The 17,556-nt window shown below is 69.8% G+C and carries 20 protein-coding genes; 8 read left to right on the forward strand and 12 right to left on the reverse strand.

What is annotated here, in order from left to right:
* Window positions 1-235: 235 nt before the first annotated feature.
* The 3 genes from purM to VC184_RS00970 are packed head-to-tail and all read left to right on the forward strand — an operon-like array spanning window position 236 to window position 4,041.
* Window positions 236-1,354 carry a phosphoribosylformylglycinamidine cyclo-ligase gene (gene purM, locus VC184_RS00960; protein ID WP_274178118.1) on the forward strand — a complete coding sequence of 373 codons (1,119 nt, stop codon included), beginning with the start codon at window positions 236-238 and terminating at the stop codon, window positions 1,352-1,354.
* Window positions 1,355-1,360: 6 nt separating this feature from the next.
* Window positions 1,361-2,821, forward strand: coding sequence for an amidophosphoribosyltransferase (purF, locus tag VC184_RS00965; protein WP_112615803.1), 1,461 nt, complete (start codon window positions 1,361-1,363; stop codon window positions 2,819-2,821).
* Window positions 2,818-4,041: an MFS transporter gene (locus tag VC184_RS00970; protein ID WP_323987013.1), complete on the forward strand. Its 1,224-nt coding sequence runs from the start codon at window positions 2,818-2,820 to the stop codon at window positions 4,039-4,041. Before purF ends, VC184_RS00970 begins: the two co-directional genes overlap by 4 nt.
* A gap of 9 nt (window positions 4,042-4,050) precedes the next feature.
* Here VC184_RS00970 and VC184_RS00975 read toward each other — a convergent pair whose 3' ends face one another.
* Entirely contained in the window at window positions 4,051-4,227 is a 177-nt protein-coding gene (locus VC184_RS00975; RefSeq protein ID WP_023953093.1) for a DUF3073 family protein, read from the reverse strand.
* A 148-nt stretch (window positions 4,228-4,375) separates the two neighbouring features.
* Here VC184_RS00975 and VC184_RS00980 point away from each other — a divergent pair, with 148 nt between their 5' ends.
* Entirely contained in the window at window positions 4,376-4,906 is a 531-nt protein-coding gene (locus tag VC184_RS00980) for a universal stress protein (protein ID WP_323987014.1), read from the forward strand.
* Between the two features lie 51 nt (window positions 4,907-4,957).
* Here VC184_RS00980 and VC184_RS00985 read toward each other — a convergent pair whose 3' ends face one another.
* From VC184_RS00985 to VC184_RS00995, 3 genes are all read right to left on the reverse strand, one after another.
* Window positions 4,958-5,566 (reverse strand): PadR family transcriptional regulator, encoded by a 609-nt coding sequence (locus VC184_RS00985; RefSeq protein ID WP_274178120.1) that lies wholly within the window; start codon window positions 5,564-5,566, stop codon window positions 4,958-4,960.
* Window positions 5,567-5,568: 2 nt separating this feature from the next.
* Window positions 5,569-6,492, reverse strand: coding sequence for a DUF4097 family beta strand repeat-containing protein (locus tag VC184_RS00990; protein WP_282501845.1), 924 nt, complete (start codon window positions 6,490-6,492; stop codon window positions 5,569-5,571).
* Window positions 6,493-6,665: 173 nt separating this feature from the next.
* Window positions 6,666-6,830, reverse strand: a complete 165-nt coding sequence (locus VC184_RS00995) for a hypothetical protein (RefSeq protein ID WP_023953086.1) — start codon at window positions 6,828-6,830, stop codon at window positions 6,666-6,668.
* Between the two features lie 319 nt (window positions 6,831-7,149).
* On the opposite strand from VC184_RS00995, the gene VC184_RS01000 reads away from it, so the two are divergent.
* Window positions 7,150-7,419: a DUF7218 family protein gene (locus tag VC184_RS01000; protein WP_274178122.1), complete on the forward strand. Its 270-nt coding sequence runs from the start codon at window positions 7,150-7,152 to the stop codon at window positions 7,417-7,419.
* 1 nt (window position 7,420) lies between these two features.
* On the forward strand, window positions 7,421-8,383 hold the full coding sequence (locus VC184_RS01005; protein ID WP_274178123.1) for a DNA topoisomerase IB: 963 nt from the start codon (window positions 7,421-7,423) through the stop codon (window positions 8,381-8,383).
* Window positions 8,384-8,487: 104 nt separating this feature from the next.
* On the opposite strand, the gene VC184_RS01010 is transcribed toward VC184_RS01005, so the two are convergent.
* The 8 genes from VC184_RS01010 to VC184_RS01045 form a co-directional block, all read right to left on the reverse strand.
* Window positions 8,488-9,882 (reverse strand): MFS transporter, encoded by a 1,395-nt coding sequence (locus VC184_RS01010; protein ID WP_269266903.1) that lies wholly within the window; start codon window positions 9,880-9,882, stop codon window positions 8,488-8,490.
* 162 nt (window positions 9,883-10,044) lie between these two features.
* A complete protein-coding gene (locus VC184_RS01015; protein WP_323987015.1) occupies window positions 10,045-10,815 on the reverse strand; it encodes an SDR family NAD(P)-dependent oxidoreductase in 771 nt (256 codons plus the stop codon).
* An 11-nt stretch (window positions 10,816-10,826) separates the two neighbouring features.
* Window positions 10,827-11,798: a 3-hydroxyacyl-CoA dehydrogenase family protein gene (locus VC184_RS01020; protein WP_274178125.1), complete on the reverse strand. Its 972-nt coding sequence runs from the start codon at window positions 11,796-11,798 to the stop codon at window positions 10,827-10,829.
* A 23-nt stretch (window positions 11,799-11,821) separates the two neighbouring features.
* Complete coding sequence (locus tag VC184_RS01025) at window positions 11,822-12,769, reverse strand: sugar phosphate isomerase/epimerase family protein (RefSeq protein WP_274178126.1); 948 nt, start codon at window positions 12,767-12,769, stop codon at window positions 11,822-11,824.
* 92 nt (window positions 12,770-12,861) lie between these two features.
* Complete coding sequence (locus VC184_RS01030; protein ID WP_274178127.1) at window positions 12,862-13,584, reverse strand: GntR family transcriptional regulator; 723 nt, start codon at window positions 13,582-13,584, stop codon at window positions 12,862-12,864.
* 31 nt (window positions 13,585-13,615) lie between these two features.
* Window positions 13,616-14,356, reverse strand: a complete 741-nt coding sequence (locus VC184_RS01035) for a triose-phosphate isomerase family protein (RefSeq protein WP_323987017.1) — start codon at window positions 14,354-14,356, stop codon at window positions 13,616-13,618.
* 10 nt (window positions 14,357-14,366) lie between these two features.
* Window positions 14,367-14,822: a ribose-5-phosphate isomerase gene (locus tag VC184_RS01040; RefSeq protein WP_282501852.1), complete on the reverse strand. Its 456-nt coding sequence runs from the start codon at window positions 14,820-14,822 to the stop codon at window positions 14,367-14,369.
* Window position 14,823: 1 nt separating this feature from the next.
* A complete protein-coding gene (locus VC184_RS01045; RefSeq protein ID WP_323987019.1) occupies window positions 14,824-16,545 on the reverse strand; it encodes a dihydroxyacetone kinase family protein in 1,722 nt (573 codons plus the stop codon).
* A 116-nt stretch (window positions 16,546-16,661) separates the two neighbouring features.
* Here VC184_RS01045 and VC184_RS01050 point away from each other — a divergent pair, with 116 nt between their 5' ends.
* Both VC184_RS01050 and VC184_RS01055 read left to right on the forward strand, forming a co-directional pair.
* Window positions 16,662-17,066 (forward strand): fluoride efflux transporter FluC, encoded by a 405-nt coding sequence (locus VC184_RS01050; protein WP_323987020.1) that lies wholly within the window; start codon window positions 16,662-16,664, stop codon window positions 17,064-17,066.
* Window positions 17,063-17,449: a fluoride efflux transporter FluC gene (locus VC184_RS01055; RefSeq protein WP_323987021.1), complete on the forward strand. Its 387-nt coding sequence runs from the start codon at window positions 17,063-17,065 to the stop codon at window positions 17,447-17,449. The genes VC184_RS01050 and VC184_RS01055 overlap by 4 nt, the downstream gene beginning before the upstream one ends.
* Window positions 17,450-17,556 lie beyond the last annotated feature (107 nt).

The following is a 17,556-nucleotide window of genomic DNA, read 5'->3' on the forward strand; positions in this document are numbered from 1 at the left end:
CCTGCGCGGCGGTTCGGGTCATCGGAGCGGCCTATCTGCGGGCGGGCGCTCCGCCGGTCGGCGGGACGCCGCGGTCACCCAGCCCGCGGTTCCGCGAACAGGCTGAACTGCGCCCCACCGCCCAGCTGGCAACCCTTGGCTCACCTGAGCCTGTTTGCCGCACGCCGCCGGCCGATTCGGGACCGCGAGACACGCCCGGCGCTCGGGCGCTCCACGGGCCGGTACTCTGGATGCCGTGGCCTCGAGTCCCACTGATCCCTATACCCAAGCCGGCGTCGACACCGCGGCGGGAGACCTCGCCGTCGAACTGATGAAGTCGGCGGTCCGGCGAACCCACGGCGACGAAGTCCTCGGGGGTGTCGGCGGTTTCGCCGGCCTCTTCGACGCGAGCGCGCTGCTCGGCTACACGAAGCCGCTGCTGGCGACCTCGACCGACGGCGTCGGCACGAAGGTCGCGATCGCGCAGGCCATCGACAAGCACGACACGATCGGGCAGGACCTGGTCGGCATGGTCGTCGATGACATCGTCGTGGTCGGCGCGAAGCCGCTCTTCATGACCGACTACATCGCGTGCGGCAAGGTCGTGCCCGAGCGCATCGCCGACATCGTGCGCGGCATCGCCGACGGCTGCTCTGCGACGGGCACCGCGCTCGTCGGCGGCGAGACGGCCGAGCACCCGGGTCTTCTGGGCGTGAACGACTACGACGTCGCGGGTGCTGCGACGGGAGTCGTGGAGTCCGAGCAGGTGCTGGGCGCCGACCGGGTGCGGGACGGCGACGTCGTGCTCGCGCTCGCCTCGAGCGGCCCGCACTCCAACGGCTACTCGCTGATCCGTCACATCATCACCGGTGCGGGCATCGGCTACGGCGACCAGGCCGCCGACTTCGGCCGCACGTGGGGCGAGCAGCTGCTCGAGCCGACGCGCCTGTACACCTCGCCGCTGCTGCGCCTGATCGGCGAGCTCGGCGACGGCATCCACTCCCTCAGCCACGTCACGGGCGGCGGTATCGCGGCGAACCTCGCGCGCGTCCTGCCGAAGGACACGTGGGTCGACGTCGATCGCGCGACCTGGTCGCCGTCGCCGGTCTTCCGCGTCCTCGCCGACCTCGGCGGCCTCGAGCTCGAGCGCACCGAAGGCACCTGGAACCTCGGCATCGGCTTCTTCGCCGTCGTGTCGCCGGCGGCAGCGGATGCCGCGATCGCGGCCCTCGGCGCGGACGGCATCGACACCTGGCAGGTCGGCGTCGTCTCGACGGGTCCGCGTCCCGCGGGCGACTACGAACAGGGCGCCAAGGGCGTCGACGGCGGAGCAGTGCGTCTCGTCGGCGGGTACCGCGAAGCAGGAGCGAACTGACACCCCATGTGCGGAATCGTCGGAATCGTCGGGCAGTCCCCGGCGAACCAGGAGATCTACGACGCCCTCCTGCTGCTGCAGCACCGCGGCCAGGACTCGACCGGAATCGCGACCGCTGAGAACAGCGGCGTCTTCCACATCTTCAAGGCCAACGGCCAGGTGCGCGAGGCGGTCCGCACGCGTGACATGCGTTCGCTGCTCGGCAACATCGGGCTCGGCCACGTCCGCTACGCCACGAAGGGCACGGCGTCGAGCGAAGAAGAGGCGCAGCCCTTCTACGTCAACGCGCCGTACGGCATCGTGCTGGTGCACAACGGCAACCTGACCAACACGCGCGAGCTGACCGACGAGCTGTTCCGCAAGGACCGCCGCCACCTCAACACCAGCTCCGACACGGAGCTGCTGGTGAACGTGCTCGCCAACGAGCTGCAGACTACGATCTCGGGCCTCGACCTCGACCCCGACCAGGTGTTCCAGGCCGTCGAACGCGTCCACGAGCGCGTCGAGGGCTCGTACGCCGCGATCGCCCTCATCGCCGGTCACGGCCTGCTGGCCTTCCGCGACCCGTTCGGCATCCGTCCGCTCATCCTCGGCACTCGCCGGGCCGAGAACGGCCGCGACGAGTGGACCGTCGCATCCGAGTCGCTCGTGCTCGAGAACGGCGGCTTCGAGGTCGTGCGCGACGTCGAGCCCGGCGAGGCGGTCTTCATCGACGCGGACGGCACTTTGCACACGCGTCAGTGCGCCCAGCAGACTCAGCTCGCGCCGTGCTCGTTCGAGTACGTCTACCTCGCGCGTCCCGACTCGATCATGAACGGCATCTCGGTCTACGAGGCCCGCCTGCGCATGGGCGAGCGTCTCGCCGACACGATCGCCAAGTACACCCCTCAGGGTGCGATCGACGTCGTCATGCCGATCCCCGACTCATCGCGTCCGGCGGCGATGCAGGTCGCGCGCAAGCTCGGCATCGAGTACCGCGAGGGCTTCTACAAGAACCGCTACGTCGGCCGGACCTTCATCATGCCGGGCCAGGCCGTGCGCAAGAAGAGCGTGCGCCAGAAGCTCAACGCGATGTCGAGCGAGTTCAAGGGCAAGAACGTCCTCCTCATCGACGACTCGATCGTGCGCGGCACGACGTCGAAGGAGATCATCCAGATGGCCCGGGATGCCGGTGCCAAGAGCGTCACGTTCGCGTCGGCCGCGCCGCCGGTGCGCTACCCGCACGTCTACGGCATCAACATGCCCTCGCGTCACGAGCTCATCGCCCACGACCGGACGATCCCCGAGATCGCCGAGGAGCTCGGCTGCGACTATCTCGTGTACCAGGAGATCGACGACCTGAAGGCGGCGATCGTCGAGGGCACCGACATCGTCGACCTCGATATGAGCTGCTTCGACGGGCGCTACGTCACCGGGACGGTCAGCGAGGAGTATCTGAACTGGGTCGAGGGCACCCAGCAGTCGTGACTTCGCTCTGGCGAGGACGCGTCCTCGCGTTCCTCGGCGTCATCCTCGTCGCCTTCTCACTGCGCTCGGCCGTCGCGTCGCTGTCGCCGATCCTCACCGAGATCGACGCGGACCTCGGCGTGCCGTCGTGGGTGGCCGGCCTCATCGGCGCGGCGCCGCCGGTGTGCTTCGCGGTCTTCGGCGTCATCACTCCGATTCTCGAGCGGCGGTTCGGCCTGCAGCGACTCGCGGTCGCCGCGATGGTCGTCGCTGCGGCTGCCCTGCTGGGTCGAGCGCTCGCGCCGGATGCCGGCATCCTGCTCATCGCCACGACCGTGCTCTTCGCCGCGATCAGCATCGGCAATGTCGTGCTGCCGCCGCTGATCAAGACGTACTTCCCCGACCGCGTCGGGACCATGACGGCGGTCTACTCGACGATGCTCGCTGTGGCGGCCTTCGTGCCGCCGCTCGTCGCAGTGCCGATCGCCGACACCGCGGGATGGCGGTTCTCTCTCGGGCTGTGGTCGGTGTTCGCCGTGCTCGCGGTCATCCCCTGGCTCGTGACGCTGCGCCGGTCGCGCATCACGGCGGCCACGGCGGATGCCGTCATCGCCCCGACCCCGTCGCCGAACGTGCTCAGCCGCCTCGTGCGCCTGCCGATGGCGTGGGCCGTCGCCGTCACCTTCGCGGTGTCGGCATCCAGCGTCTACGCATCGTTCGCGTGGCTGCCGATCATCCTCGTCGACCTCGCGGGCGTATCCCATGCCGCCGCCGGTTCGCTCCTCGCACTGTTCGGCGCGATGGGGTTGCCGTGGTCGATCATCGTGCCGCTCGTCATCACGCGCTGGCAGCGGCTCGGCGTGATCTACGCCGTCGCGGCGTCGGCCGGGCTCGTCGCCGTCGCGGGACTGCTCATCGCTCCCGGGTCGGCCGTCGTGCTGTGGGTCGTGCTGCTGGGCACGCCGCAGATGCTGTTCCCGGCTGCGCTGGTGTTCATCCAGCGCAAGACGAGGACGCACGAGGGCACGGTCGCGCTCAGCGGATTCGCGCAGAGCGTCGGCTACGCCGTTGCTGCGGTCTTCCCCATCTCGTTCGCGCTGCTGCACGAGGCGACGGGGGAATGGACGGCCCCGCTGATCATGGTCGGCGTGCTGATGCTCGCTGCGATCCCCGCGGGGATCGTCGTCACACGCCCCCACACGATCGAAGACGAGTGGGAGCAGCGCCACGGCGCATGGTGATGAGCCCGGTCAGGCCTTCTCGTCCTCGTACTCGTCGGAGTACTGGTCAGCCCACTTGTCGACGTACTGATCGTCGTCGGAATGAGCGAGCTCCTTCTCGAGCGAGGAGAAGTTGACATTGTAGGTGTCGTACTTCAGCTCACGCGCGATCTTGGTGTGCTTCGCCTTTTGACGGCCACGCCCCATGCGAGACCCCCTCATTTCTGAGTCACGGGCTGTTCAGCGGTGCCCGGAGCATTTCACGATCCGGCGCTGGGCCGGGGAAGAGTAGCATCAAGAATAACACGGGGGCCCCGAGCCATCGCCGGTGCCGCCGCTGAGACAGGGGGCGACCATGGCCGATCAGCACTTCGCAGGCGACGAAAGTCGTCTTCCGTCGACGCCCGTCATCGCGGGAGTCATTCCCGGGCAGTCGCCCCGCGTCGTGGTCGAGGCGGCCCGGTATGCGTCGATGCTCGGTGTCGGACTCATCGTGGTGCACGTCGATGTCACGCGATTCGTGACCTACGAGGACCCCGACGGCTACGTCCACACCGCTCCCATCGACCTCGGGGCGGTCTCGAGCGCGGCGCAGCTCGAGCAGATCCGCGCCGCCGCCGCTGAGGCGCTCGCGTCGTCGACCGTCGAGTGGACCGTGCATCAGCTGGTCGGGGATCCCGCGCTCGCCATCAAGCACCTCGCCGACCGGCTGGACGCGAAGCTGCTCGTGGTCGGCACGCGTCGCCGGGGCATCGGCGAGTCGATCCGTGAGTTCTTCACGGGCTCGGTCGCGGCGCGGCTGGCGCATCGGCAGCGGCGGCCCATCCTCGTCGTGCCGCAGGGTGAGACCGCCGCGGACGACGAGGACCTCTGGCCCGAGCCCTGAGCGGCCCGGAGCAGAGGTCCTCGGCGCGATGCGGCGCGCCACCGTGCGTCGTCAGCCCCGCAAGGCCCGCAGCATCTCTTCCCGGGTCCGGGTGAGCGCGGCGACGAGGTCGTCGACGGCAGATGCCGTGACGTCGCCGTCGCGCGCGATGTGCGACCGCAGGTCGGCCTTGACGTTCGCGCGGAACTCGGCGATCGCGGCATCCGCTCGTTGCGCCTGCGAGCGGGCCTCTGCGCGCGGGTTCTCGGGCGGCGACGGACGCGTGGCGGTCTCGTGGTCGACGTTCGCGGCGGCGGCGAGGTCGGCCTGGAGGCTCTTCATCGCCGCCCGCACACTGCCCCGGACCTCGTCGGCGATGAGGCGGATGCTGTCCGCCAAGCCGGCCTGGATGCCGTCGAGGTCATGGCGGCGGGCCGAGAGCTCGTCACGACCGGCATCCGTGATCTCGTAGACCGTCTTGCGACCGTCGACGGTCTTGGTCACGAGTCCCTCGTCCTCGAGTTTGGCGAGGCGGGGGTAGATCGTGCCGGCGCTGGGCGAGTAGGTGCCGCCGGTGCGCTCGGTGAGGGCCTGCATGAGGTCGTACCCGTGCCGCGGCGACTCGTCGAGCAGCGACAACAGGTAAAGACGCAGGTCGCCGTGTGAGAAGACGGGCGGCATGGTCAGTGATCCTCGCGACGGTCCGCGGCGTCCTCGACCGGGGCGGCTTCGGGTGCTGCCTCGCTTGCGACCTCGGGCGCGCTGGTGCCGGCGACGTCGGTGGCCGCGGGGGCGGAGCGCCGCAGGACGGTGAGGTCGCCCGAGACCGAGTTGGTGCGGACATCGACGAAGGAGCCGCTGAGCTCACCGGTCGAACCGGTGAAGCTCGTGAGCGGGCCGGCGCCCTGCCCGGAGCGCACGACGCCGTCGATGAGCACGCGTCCGCTGACGCTGCGCACCTGGTAGTTCGCGGGCAGGCTCTCCTCGAGGCGAACCGTGGCGTCGCCACCCACGGTGTGGAGCGTGATCGACTGGATCGGACCGGACGAGTCGACGAGCATGGCACCCGAGACCGTGTCGATGTCGGCCGCGCGCAGGGCGCCGATAGCCGACACGTCGCCCGACACGGACTTCGCGGTGAGCGCACCGGTCAGCTCGCGCGCCTGCACGTCGCCCGAGACCGCGTTCGCGTTCACATCACCCGTGATCCCGTCGATGATGATGTCGCCCGAGACGGTGTTGACCCGCGCATCGGCCGTGAGGCCCGACACGAGCGCGCTCGCGCTGACGACGCCGAGCGTGAGGTCCGTGCCGCGGGGGACGGCGACGCTGATCTCGGCCTTCGGGCCGGAGGAGCCGAAGTTGCGGAACACCTGCGTGAAGTTGTCCCAGCGCAACTGCGGGTGGTCGATCTCCACGACGTCGCCGGTCGCCTCGATGCGCAGGTCCTTGCCGGTGACGGCGTGCACCTCGATGCGGACGCCGGGCTCGTCGTGGGCGACGATGTCGATCTGGCCCCCGACCATGCTCACCTTGAGCTTCCGAATGTCGTCGATGTCGATCACCCGGGTCTCCTCCGGGTGGACGATCCATTTCTGCAGTGTCATGGCGTTCCCTCTCCTCTGGCGACGGTCGTCGCGCATGATCGCGATATATCGCGTCTGCTGACGGTAACACGATATATCGCGACTCGTCTAGAGCCGACGGGCCGTTCGTTCGCTGCTCCGGGAAATGCAGAACGCCCCCACCCGAAGGCGGAGGCGTTCGCGCAGCGCGGCGGTCAGACGCGCTTGTTGCCGCTGATCACTCGGAAGAGGAACGCGATGAGCGCGATCACACCGACGATCAGGGCGACCCAGAGCAGCCAGCTCAGTGCGCTGTTCAGGCCACTGACGATCGCGAGCACGATCGCAACGACGATGATGATGATGAGGAAGATGTTCATGGGGGCTCCTTGTCTGTCTCCCAATGTCCGTCCCACTGCGAGACGTTCCGACCCCGTGAAGGGCTGACCGCAACGTTAGAGAATGCCGAGCGTGAGTGCCGAGGCCTTGACGACGGATTCGCCGTGGTGGTATTCCACCAGGCGCCGACCCGACGCACATGGTCGTCTCGGCGGCGAGGAAGGCGCCCTTTGTGTCGGGTCGCGGTCGAACGGCGGGTGGGGTGGGGTGGGGTTAGGGCCTCTCGCGAACGCCTGTCAAGCACCTGCGGCGACCCTCGCGACGGTCGTAGCGTCAGCCTGACGAAGAGGGGAGACCGCCATGCCACAGGGACGCGGATCGAACAGTCTCAAAGACCCCGAGCTCTACGAGGAGCTGCGCGAGGACGGCGCCTCGAAAGAGAAGGCTGCCCGCATCTCGAACGCCGCCGCCCGTGACGGCCGTAAGAAGGTCGGCAGCCGGGGCGGACAGTCCGGCGACTACGAGGACTGGACCGTCGACGAGCTGAAGAAGCGCGCCAAGGAACTCGGCATCTCCGGGTACTCCGGCAAGAAGAAGGCGCAGATCATCTTGATGCTGCGCAACCACTGAGGTGGCCCGACTCGTCCGGGTCCGGCCCGATGTCGATGCCGGCATCCGGCGCATCCGCTCAGGCAAGGGCTTCCGGTACACGGATGCCGACGGCGGGGCGGTCGGGCGGCGCGACCTCGCCCGCATCCGCAGCATCGTCATCCCGCCCGCCTGGAAGGACGTCTGGATCTGCGCGGATCCGCAGGGGCACATCCAGGTCGTCGGAACCGACGATGCGGGTCGTCGACAGTACATCTACCACCCGGACTGGACGCGCAGTCGTGACAAGGGCAAGTACGCCCGGGCGCTGCAGCTCGCCGGATCCCTGCCACGTGCCCGCTCGCGTGCGACCGCGTCGTTGCGACGCGCCGACCTCGATCGCGAGCGCGTCCTCGCCGCGGCATTCCGGCTGCTCGACCGGTCGGCGCTGCGCATCGGTTCGCAGCGCTACCTGCTGCAGCACGGCAGCCGCGGGCTGACGACGCTGAGACGTCGCGACGCCTCCGTGGCCGACACCGTCGTGAGCCTGGCATTCTCGGGCAAGAGCGGACAGCGCCAGGCGCTCGAGATCCCCGACCCGGACCTCGCCACGGCCATCATGCTCCTGATCGAGGGGCGCCCCTCGTCGCCGCTGCTCGCGTGGCAGCGGCAGCGCCGGCGGGTTCCACTCACCCCGAACGACGTCAACGCATACGTGCGTGCGCTGACGGGCGGCCCGTTCACCGCCAAGGACTTCCGCACTCTTCGCGGCACCGTCATCGCGGCGGACGCCCTCGCACGAATCGGCGTCGCTGAGACGGCCCGGGCCGTGCATCAGGCCGAGGTCGAAGCCGTGCGCGCCGCCGCGACGGCGCTGGGGAACACCCCCGCGGTCGCGCGCAGCTCGTACATCGACCCGCGCGTGTTCGAACGATATCGCTCGGGGATGCTGCTCGACACGACGGTCTCACCCGAGACGGCCATCCGTTCGCTCGTCCTCGGCTGACGCGCGGCTCGCGCGAGCACGCCGAACCGCAACATCCAACCGCAGCGCCGAAACGGCCCGGGCCGCGCGAGGCGACACCGGGCCGTTCGAGAGCGGGCGATGCGTCAGCGGCGCTTGCTCTCGCCCGAGGTGAGGAGGGCGTCGGCCTTCGAGCTGAAGAACCGGGTCGCCCACATCATGACGGCGGCGAGGAACGCGAACAGGCCCAGCGACACCACGCCCCACGCGCCGCTCTCGGTCGGGACGGCCTCGTTGATCCCCGTGCGCATGATCGGGGCGACGAATCCGCCCAGGTTGCCGAGGGAGTTGATGAGACCGATACCGGCCGCGGCGGCCGCGCCGGTGAGGAACGAGGTCGGGAACGACCACGTGATAGGGCCCGTCGAGAGGAACGCCGCGACCGCGACGGTGATCGCGATGATGCCGAGCAGGCCCTGTCCGTTGGCCCCGGCCCACGCCGAGACCAGGATGGCCGAGCCCGTCACGAGGAAGAACAGCGCACCCCAGACGCGACGCCGGCGAACCGTGTCGGCGTGCTTGCCGACGTAGTAGCAGGCGAACAGGCCGACCGCCCACGGGATGGCGGACACGAGGCCCACCTGCCAGCCGACCGACTCTCCGATGAGGTTCGACACCTGCTGCGGCAGGTAGAACGTGGTGCCGTAGACGGCGATCTGCAGGCAGAAGTAGATGACCGTGAAGTACCAGACCTTCCAGCTGATGAGCGCCGCGCCGATGCCGCGGGGCCCATCGGATTCCTTCACCGTGTCTTCGTGCTCCATCACCGCCTTCAGTGCGGCCTTCTCGTCGTCGTCGAGGAACTTCGCCTTCTGCGGCGAATCGACGAGGAAGAACAGAGCCGCGATACCGGCGACGACCGCCATCATGCCCTCGACGAAGAACATCACCTGCCAGCCGGCCCAGGGGGTGACCTGGTCGCCGATGCTGATCAGGCCGCCCGACAGCGGGGCGCCGAGCATCTGCGAGAACGGCTGCGCGAGGTAGAACAGCGCGAACATCTGCACGCGGCGCTTGTTGGGGAACCACTGCGCGAGGAACATGATCACGCCGGGGAACAGGCCGGCCTCCGTCACGCCCAGGAGGAAGCGCAGCACGATGAACATCGTCTCGCCGTTGACGAAGGCGAACAGCGAGGCGACGATGCCCCAGGTGACGGCGATCCGGGCGAGCCAGAAGCGCGCGCCGAACTTGTCGAGCAGCAGGTTCGAGGGGATCTCGAAGAGGGCGTATCCGATGAAGAAGATGCCGGCTCCGAGGGCGTAGGCACCCGCCGAGATGCCTCGGTCGACCTCGAGGGCGGACTCGGCGAACCCGACGTTCGTGCGGTCTAGGAACGCGACGAAGTACAGGATGATCAGCATCGGCATGAGCCGGTAGGTGGCCTTCTTGATGCCGCTCGCCAGGTGCGGGCTGCTCAGCAGCTCATTCGCGACCGTGACGTTGGCCCGCGTCGCGGGACCGTAGTCCGATGAGGACACAGTGACTCTCCTTCGAGTTCGTGTGAGGTGTTACGGGGTGACGAGGTAGCGGCTCAGCCGCCGAGTGAGGGAATGATCAGGACGAGGCCGACGACCACGCAGATCACCCCGATGGCCAGGAACCCGAGGCGCCCGCGCGTCCAGTTGCGGTTCACGGGAGCCTCAGTGCATGTAGAGGCCACCGTCGACGTTCAGGGTCTGGCCCGTCACGAATCCGGCGTCCTCGCTGATCAGGTAGGCCACGGCGGCGGCGATGTCGGTCGGGGTGCCGATGCGCGGCAGAACGCCGTCGGCGGCCATCGCCGTCTTCCGCTCCTCCGTCAGCGTTCCGCCCATGATGTCGGTGTCGATCGGGCCGGGGGAGATGACGTTCGCCGTGATGCCGAGCGAACCGAGCTCGCGCGCGACGGAGCGCATCAGACCGATCACGCCCGCCTTCGCCGCCGAGTAGGGCGTCTTCGAGAAGGTGCCGCCGCCTCGCTGCGCCGACACCGAGGAGATGCCCACAAGGCGGCCCACGCCGTTCGCGACGAGCGTCCGGGCGACGCGCTGCGTGACCCAGTGCACGCCGTCGAGGTTGATCGATTCGACGCGGTGCCATTCCTCGGGGGTGACCTCGAGGTAGGGGATCGGGGACGAGACGCCGGCGAAGTTCACGAGGGCGACGATCTGCGGCAGCGACGCCTCGAGCGCGTCGATCGCGGCGACGGCCTGCTCGCGGTCGGCCACGTTCGCGCCGACGCCGACGGCCCGCACGCCATGGGCCTCGGCGACCTCGGCGGCGGTGCGCTCGGCGGCCGCGGCGTCGACGTCGACGATGCCGATGTGCCAGCCGCGCTCGGCCAGGTGGAAGGCGGTCGTGCGGCCGATGCCCCGGGGGCTCGCGGCGCCGGTCAGGATGACGGTGCGCTCAGCGGGGAAGACGGATGCCATGGCGTGTTCTCTCAGTCCTGTGCGGGGTGGATGGGGGCGGGGCCGAGCTCGTCGATGAGCTTCTTCATCGCGACGTACGCCTTGTTGCGGTAGGCGATGAGCTCGGGCGTGCGCTCGGCGGGGACGTCGAGGAACCCGGCGCCGGACTTCGTGCCGAGCTTGCCGGCCGAGACGAGCTGGTCGAGGATGGGCGGTGTCGCGAACCGCTCGGGGAACTCCGTCTGCAGCGACGCGTAGCAGAAGGCGTACACGTCGAGTCCGGCCATGTCGGCGATCGCGAACGGCCCGAAGAAGGGCAGGCGGAAGCCGAAGGTCGTGCGCACGATGGTGTCGATGTCCTCCGGCGTGGCCACGCCCTCCTCGACCAGCTGCGTCGCCTCGTGGAAGAGCGCGTACTGCAGGCGGTTGAGCACGAACCCGGTCGCATCCTTCACGCGTGCGGTCTCCTTGCCCGTCGCGGCGACGATGGCCTCGACGACGGGGAGGACCGACTCGTCGGTGCCGGCGTGCGGGATCAGCTCGACGCCGGGGATGAAGGGGGCGGGGTTCGAGAAGTGCACGCCGAGGAACCGGCCGGGCTCGGTCACGGCTTCGGCCAGGCGGCCGATGAGGATCGTCGAGGTGTTGCTGCCGATGATCGCGTCGGGCGCGGCCGCAGCCGAGATGCGGCGGAGGGTCGCGTGCTTGATCTCGATCTTCTCGGGCACGGCCTCCTCGATGAAGGAGGCGCCGGCGACGGCATCCTCGATCGTCATCGCCGTGATGCGCTCGGCGATGACGGCGCTGGCGTCGGCGGGGAACAGGCCGTCGGCGGCGAACTGCGCGGCCTCGGCGATGAGGCGGTCGCGGTTGCCGCGGGCGACCTCGATGTCGACGTCGGCGATGCGCACGTCGGCGCCCGACAGGGCGAGCGACTGCGCGATGCCGCCGCCCATGTAGCCGCTGCCCACCACCGCGTACACGGGGCGTTCGTTCTCGGTCATGACGTTCTCCTCGTCGGTGTCGGTCAGGCTCCGGCGGTCGCCGGAAGCAGGGAGGTCAGGTAGTCGCGGTTGCGGGCGCACACCCCGAGGCTGTCGCCGCCGTACTGCTCCATGAGGAACGGGCCGCGGAACCCGAGCTCGAGCGCGCGGGCGACCATCGCCCGGTAGTTGATGAGGCCGAGCTCCATGCTCGTCGGCGTCGAGGTCTGCCAGCTGCCGTCGGCGGACTCGTCGCGTGCGTAGTTCTTCATGTGCCAGTAGTTCGCGTAGGGGAGGGTCTTCTCGTGCATCTCGCGCCAGTCCTCGATGGGGCGGTGCAGGCGCACGAGGTTGCCGATGTCGGGGTTGAGGCCCACGTTGTCGAGCCCGATCTCCTCGATGAGGCGCACCGCGCTGTCGGCGGTGCCGAGGTAGGTGTCCTCATACATCTCCAGCGACATCGGCAGGCCGACGGATGCCGCGTGCTCGCCGAGTTCGCGCAGGCGTCGGACCGCGAGTGCGCGGGTGTCGGCGTCATCGGGGTCGACCGGGCCCGGCGCGGTCCAGAACCACAGGGCGGCGCGCTGCGCCTCGTTGAAGGGCTGGTGGAGGCCGGTCGAGAAGACGCGCATGCCGAGTTCGGCCGCCGCGTCGATCGCGCGGTGCGCGTACGCGAGGTTCTCTTCACCCCGACCGGGCTGGATGACGCTCTGGCGCTGCACGTGGACCGAGACGAGCTCGACCCCGTGGCTCGTCGCGATGGACTTCAGTTCGGCCCGGCGAGAGGCTGTCAGCTCGGACGGGCGGATGTGGCTGTCCGCGATCTCGATCGCCGTGAAGCCGAGCCGCTCGACCTGCGAGAACACGCCGTCCCAGGTCTCGGCGTCGGCGTCGTGCAGACGGGTCCCGTCCGCGGCGACGGGGGAGAAGCCGTGCATGCAGACCGCGATCGGGCCGGGCGTAGGGGCGGACGGGTGCGACGTTGCGTTCATGACGACTCCATTGGCGAGCGTGTCCGACGAGGACTCCCGTAGATCCTATAGGAAATAGAGAACGCTGCAAGAGGGAGTTCGCGGCGAGGAGCTCAGGCCTGCTCGAGCCCGAGCGATCGCTGGCGCACCTGCTCGAGGTGATGGAGCATCGACCGTTCGGGAGCGTCGGGGTCGCCCGTTGCGAACGCGTCGACGAGAGCCTCGTGCTCGGCGATCGCCTCGCGCACGTCGGTCACACCGTGTCGGACCGACTGCCGCATCCGGTGCAGCTGGGCTCCGAGGGTCTCGGACATCTCGGTGAGATACCGGTTGCCGCAGTGGTCGAACACGACCCGATGGAACGCGGCGTCCGCGACGAAGTAGGCCGCAGTCAGCTCGAGGTCGGCCGCGCCGGCGTTCAGGGCCTCGATGACACGCTTGCCGATGCTGCGGTGCTCCTCCTCCGCGGCGCGCAACTCGCCGATCATCTGGGGCGAGGCGGGCGTCGCGAGGCGCGTGGCATGCGTCTCGAGCATGATGCGGGCGTCGAAGAGCTCGCGCAGCTGATCGAGTCCGAGGGGCGGGGCGACTCGGTAGCCGCGCAGCGCCTCGCGCGTGACGAGACCCGTGCGCTCGAGCTGCACGAGCGCTTCGCGCACCGGGGTCTGCGACACGTCCAGCTGACGCGCGATCGTGTCGATCGACAGGCGGCGGCCGGGAACCGCCTCGCCGGAGAGGAGCAGCTGGAGGATGCGCTCGTAGACGTGGTCGCGCAGGCCCCGCCGCTCGATCGTCGCATCGAGTCCCCGCAGGTTGCCATCCCGTGATGCGGTCATCGTCCCTCTTCCGGTTCGCACGGAGCGCGCCTCACCCCGAGAGGGCCTCCACCTCATCGAGGATGTCACGAACTGCGCGCGGGTCGTGCGCGAACCGGCCGAGGAACAGGCCGTCGACGGCGTCGGAGATGGTCGAGAGCAGACCGGGCCCCGCACTGCCGCCGTAGATGATCGAGACCTCGCGGTCGGCGGCGTCTATTCGCGATCTCAGTCCCGAGCAGACCGACCGGATGTGTTCGGATGTCGCGGGCGCCGGCGCCCCGATCGCCCAGAGCGGCTCGTAGGCGATCACCACTGCGCCGGCGGCGCCTGCGCCGTCGGCATCCCGGAGGGCGCTGCGCACCAGCTGCGCGCAGGTCGCGATCGCCGCGTCGATCCCCGCCTCGTCCTCCTCGCCGACGCAGACGACCGGGGTGAGACCGTTCCGCAGCGCCGCATGAGTCTTCGCGGACACCACGCTCTCGGTCTCGCCGAACAGGCGACGACGCTCGGCATGCCCGACCTCGGCGTAGCGGCATCCGAGCTCAGCCAAGACGGCTCCCGAGACCTCGCCGGTGTACGCGCCGGCGTCATGAACGGCGAGGTCCTGCGCCCCGACCGCCAGGCGCCCCGCGCGTTCGAGAGCGCCGGGGATCGAGGGGAACTGCGGCGCGACGAAAGTCGTGACGCGATCGCGTGCGGGATGCTCGTCGAGGATCGCCGCGACCTCCGAGACCCAGGCCAGCGTGCGGGAGTGCGAGAAATAGGTCTTGAGGCTCGCGCCGATGATCATCGGGCGGACCTCACCCCTCTTCGTATGCGCAGATCTCGCGCACCTTCTCGGCCGAGGCGCTCGAGGTGTCGAAGGTGTAGGTGAGCCATTCCGCTGCGAGGCGCCGCGCCAGCTCGATCCCCACGACGCGCTGGCCCATGCACAGCACCTGGGCGTCGTTCGACAGGATCGATCGCTCGACCGAGTACGAGTCGTGCGCCGTGACGGCGCGGATGCCGGAGACCTTGTTCGCCGCGATCGCGACGCCGAGCCCCGTGCCGCAGATGAGGATCGCGCGATCGGCCTCGCCGTCGCGCACACGCTCCGCGGCGGCGGTCGCGACTGCCGGATAGTTGGTGTGGCTGTCGGCGTCGACACCGACGTCGATGACCTCGGCGACGAGGGGGTTCGCCTCCAGGTCGGCCTTGATGCGTTCCTTGTACTCGTAGCCGGCGTCATCCGAGCCGACGATCAGTCGCAGTGCCATGTCAGGCGTCCTCCTTCAGGACATCGAGAACCGTGCGGGTGACCAGCGCGAACGAGACCGCGCCGGGATCGGGGGTGCCGAGACTGCGGTCGCCGTGCGTACGGGCGCGGCCGAGTCGGGCGGTGAGCTGGGCGGTCGCCTCGGCGGCGGCCTGTGCGGCGTCGGCGGCCGTCGCCCACGCGTCGAGCAGGGCATCGCCCTGAGCGAGTCGGTCGCGGAGCGTGTCGGCGAAGGGAACGATCGCGTCGATCATCGTCTTGTCGCCGACCGTGGCCTTGCCGAACGACATCACGGCATCCTTCATGCGTCCGACGCCCGCGGACAGGGCCGAGGCGTCGACCGCGTCGTCATCGCCGAGGGCGGCGCCGAGGTCGACGAGCATCTCGCCCCAGATCGCGCCCGACGTGCCGCCGCCCTTGTCAGCCCACGCGTCGCCTGCGTGCTGCAGTGCCGTTCGCGCGCCCGCGCCGGCGGTGACGGCACGTGAGGCGGCGGCCGCGGCCGCGCGACTGCCGCGCTGCATGCCGATGCCGTGGTCGCCGTCGCCCGCGATGCGGTCGATGCGTCCGAGCTCGTCGGCCTGGTCATCGAGCATCGCCGCGACGGCGTCGAGCGCGTGGGCGACGACGGCGGCCGCGCGTCGCGACTCTTCCCCGGCCGGCCCGATCGTCTCGATCTCATCGTCGTCGTCGGCGACGGTCGTCACCGCGACGCGGCCGTCGACCGAGCCTCGGCGGAATGCGGGGGTATCGCACGACGCGTGCCACAGCCGGTCGAGCTCGTCGTCGAGCCAGAGGAGGGTCAGCGAGACGCCGGCCATGTCGAAGCTCGTGCAGAACTCGCCGACTTCGGGCGAAACGACCTCGACTCCCGCTTCGGTCAGCAACCGGTCGACGGCGCCGTAAACGACGTAGAGCTCCTCGTACTTCACCGAGCCGAGTCCGTTCAGGATCGGCACCACGCGACCGGTCGGGGCGGCGTCGTCGGGCCGCTCAGCGAGCAGCCGTTCGACGAGCAGCTGCGCGAGCTCGGCCGCAGTGGGGATGTCGACCTCGTCGATGCCGGGTTCGCCGTGGATGCCGAGGCCTACCGCCATGCGTCCCTGCGGCACGGTGAAGAGCGGTTCGGTCGCGCCCGGAAGGGTGCAGCCGCCGAAGGCGACACCGAGAGAGCGGGTGCGGTCGTTGGCGAGCCGTGCCAGTCGCTCGACGTCGTCGAGGTCGTGGCCCTGCTCCGCGGCCGCGCCGGCGATCTTGAAGACGACGAGGTCGCCGGCGATGCCGCGGCGCTTCTCACGCTCGTGCGGGGGAGCGCTGGAGATGTCGTCGGTCACCGTCACGGTACGGCAGTCGATGCCCGCCTCGCGGAGACGGTCCTGAGCCTGGGTGAAGTGCAGGACGTCGCCGGCGTAGTTGCCGTAGCTGAGCAGCACTCCGCGACCCTCGTGCGCGGCCTTCGCCACAGATCGCACCTGATGGGCCGACGGCGACGCGAACAGGTTGCCCATCACCGCGCCGTGCGCGAGCCCGGGACCGACGAGCCCGGCGAAGGCGGGGTAGTGGCCGCTGCCGCCCCCCACGACGACAGCGACCGTGGGCTCCGCGCCGCGGGTCGAGCGGACAACACCCCCCGTGACGGGGCGGACCCACCGGCCGGATGCCGCGACGAAACCGGCGACGGAGTCCTCGACGAACTCGTCGGGGTTGTTGAACAGACGCGTCATTGCGTTCTCCTCTGCGATGGGGGAGCGAACCTTTCGTCGATCCTATAGGAAACGAGTCGCGGTGCGACCCGGAGTGGCGGCATCCGCCGACCCATCCCGGGGTCTACGGTGGCGACGTGGTCGAGCGGGCGCGCATCTCGCCGCTCACGCTGGTCCTCGTCGTGATCGGCGGTGCGGCCGGCGTCGCCGTGCGAGCCGCGCTCACTCTTCCGTTCACGGGATGGACCCACCCCCTCGCGGTGCCCGCGCTCACGCTCGGATGCAATCTGCTCGGGTCCTTCCTGCTCGGCATCGTCGTCGGTCGCTGGGCGGTCAGCCGGCCCCGGCTCCGCGCGTTCGTCGGCACCGGCGTGCTCGGCGGCTTCACGACGTACAGCGCCTTCGCTGTGCAATCGATCCAGGTCGCCACCGCCGCGCCCATCGTCGGGCTCGCGCTCATCGCCATCAGCCTCGCCGGCGGTGCCGTCGCCGCGGCGCTCGGGCTCGCCCTCGGCATCCGCCGCGACGGGGATGCCGCATGAACGGGGTGAGTGCCGGGATGCTCGTTGCCCTGGTGGTCGCGGGCGGGGCGGGCGCCGGCATCCGGTACGTCCTCGATGTCCTCCTCACGCGGGGGCGCCGCGATGCCTTCCCCGTCGGCATCCTGGTGATCAACGTCACCGGTTCCGGGCTGCTGGGGCTCCTGACCGGACTCGGCGCGCTCGTCGCGCCCGACTGGCTGGCCGTCCTCGGCATCGGCTTGCTGGGCGGATACACGACGTTCAGCACGGTGTCGGTCGACACGGTCCAGCTGATGCGGCGCGGCCGGCGCGACTGGGCGATCGTCAATCTCGTCGGCACCTTCGCCATGGCCGTCATCGCTGCGGCGATCGGCATCGTCATCGGGGGATTGCTCCCAGGCTGAGCCCACGCTCGCGCGGCGCCCGCGTGGGATACTGAAGTCGATACATCCATGTATCGACGAGCGCATCCCGTTCGCCTGCATCACACCTACCTGCGCCGGTCCGGTGC

The organism is Microbacterium plantarum (assembly GCF_035231185.1).
Classification (GTDB): domain Bacteria; phylum Actinomycetota; class Actinomycetes; order Actinomycetales; family Microbacteriaceae; genus Microbacterium; species Microbacterium plantarum.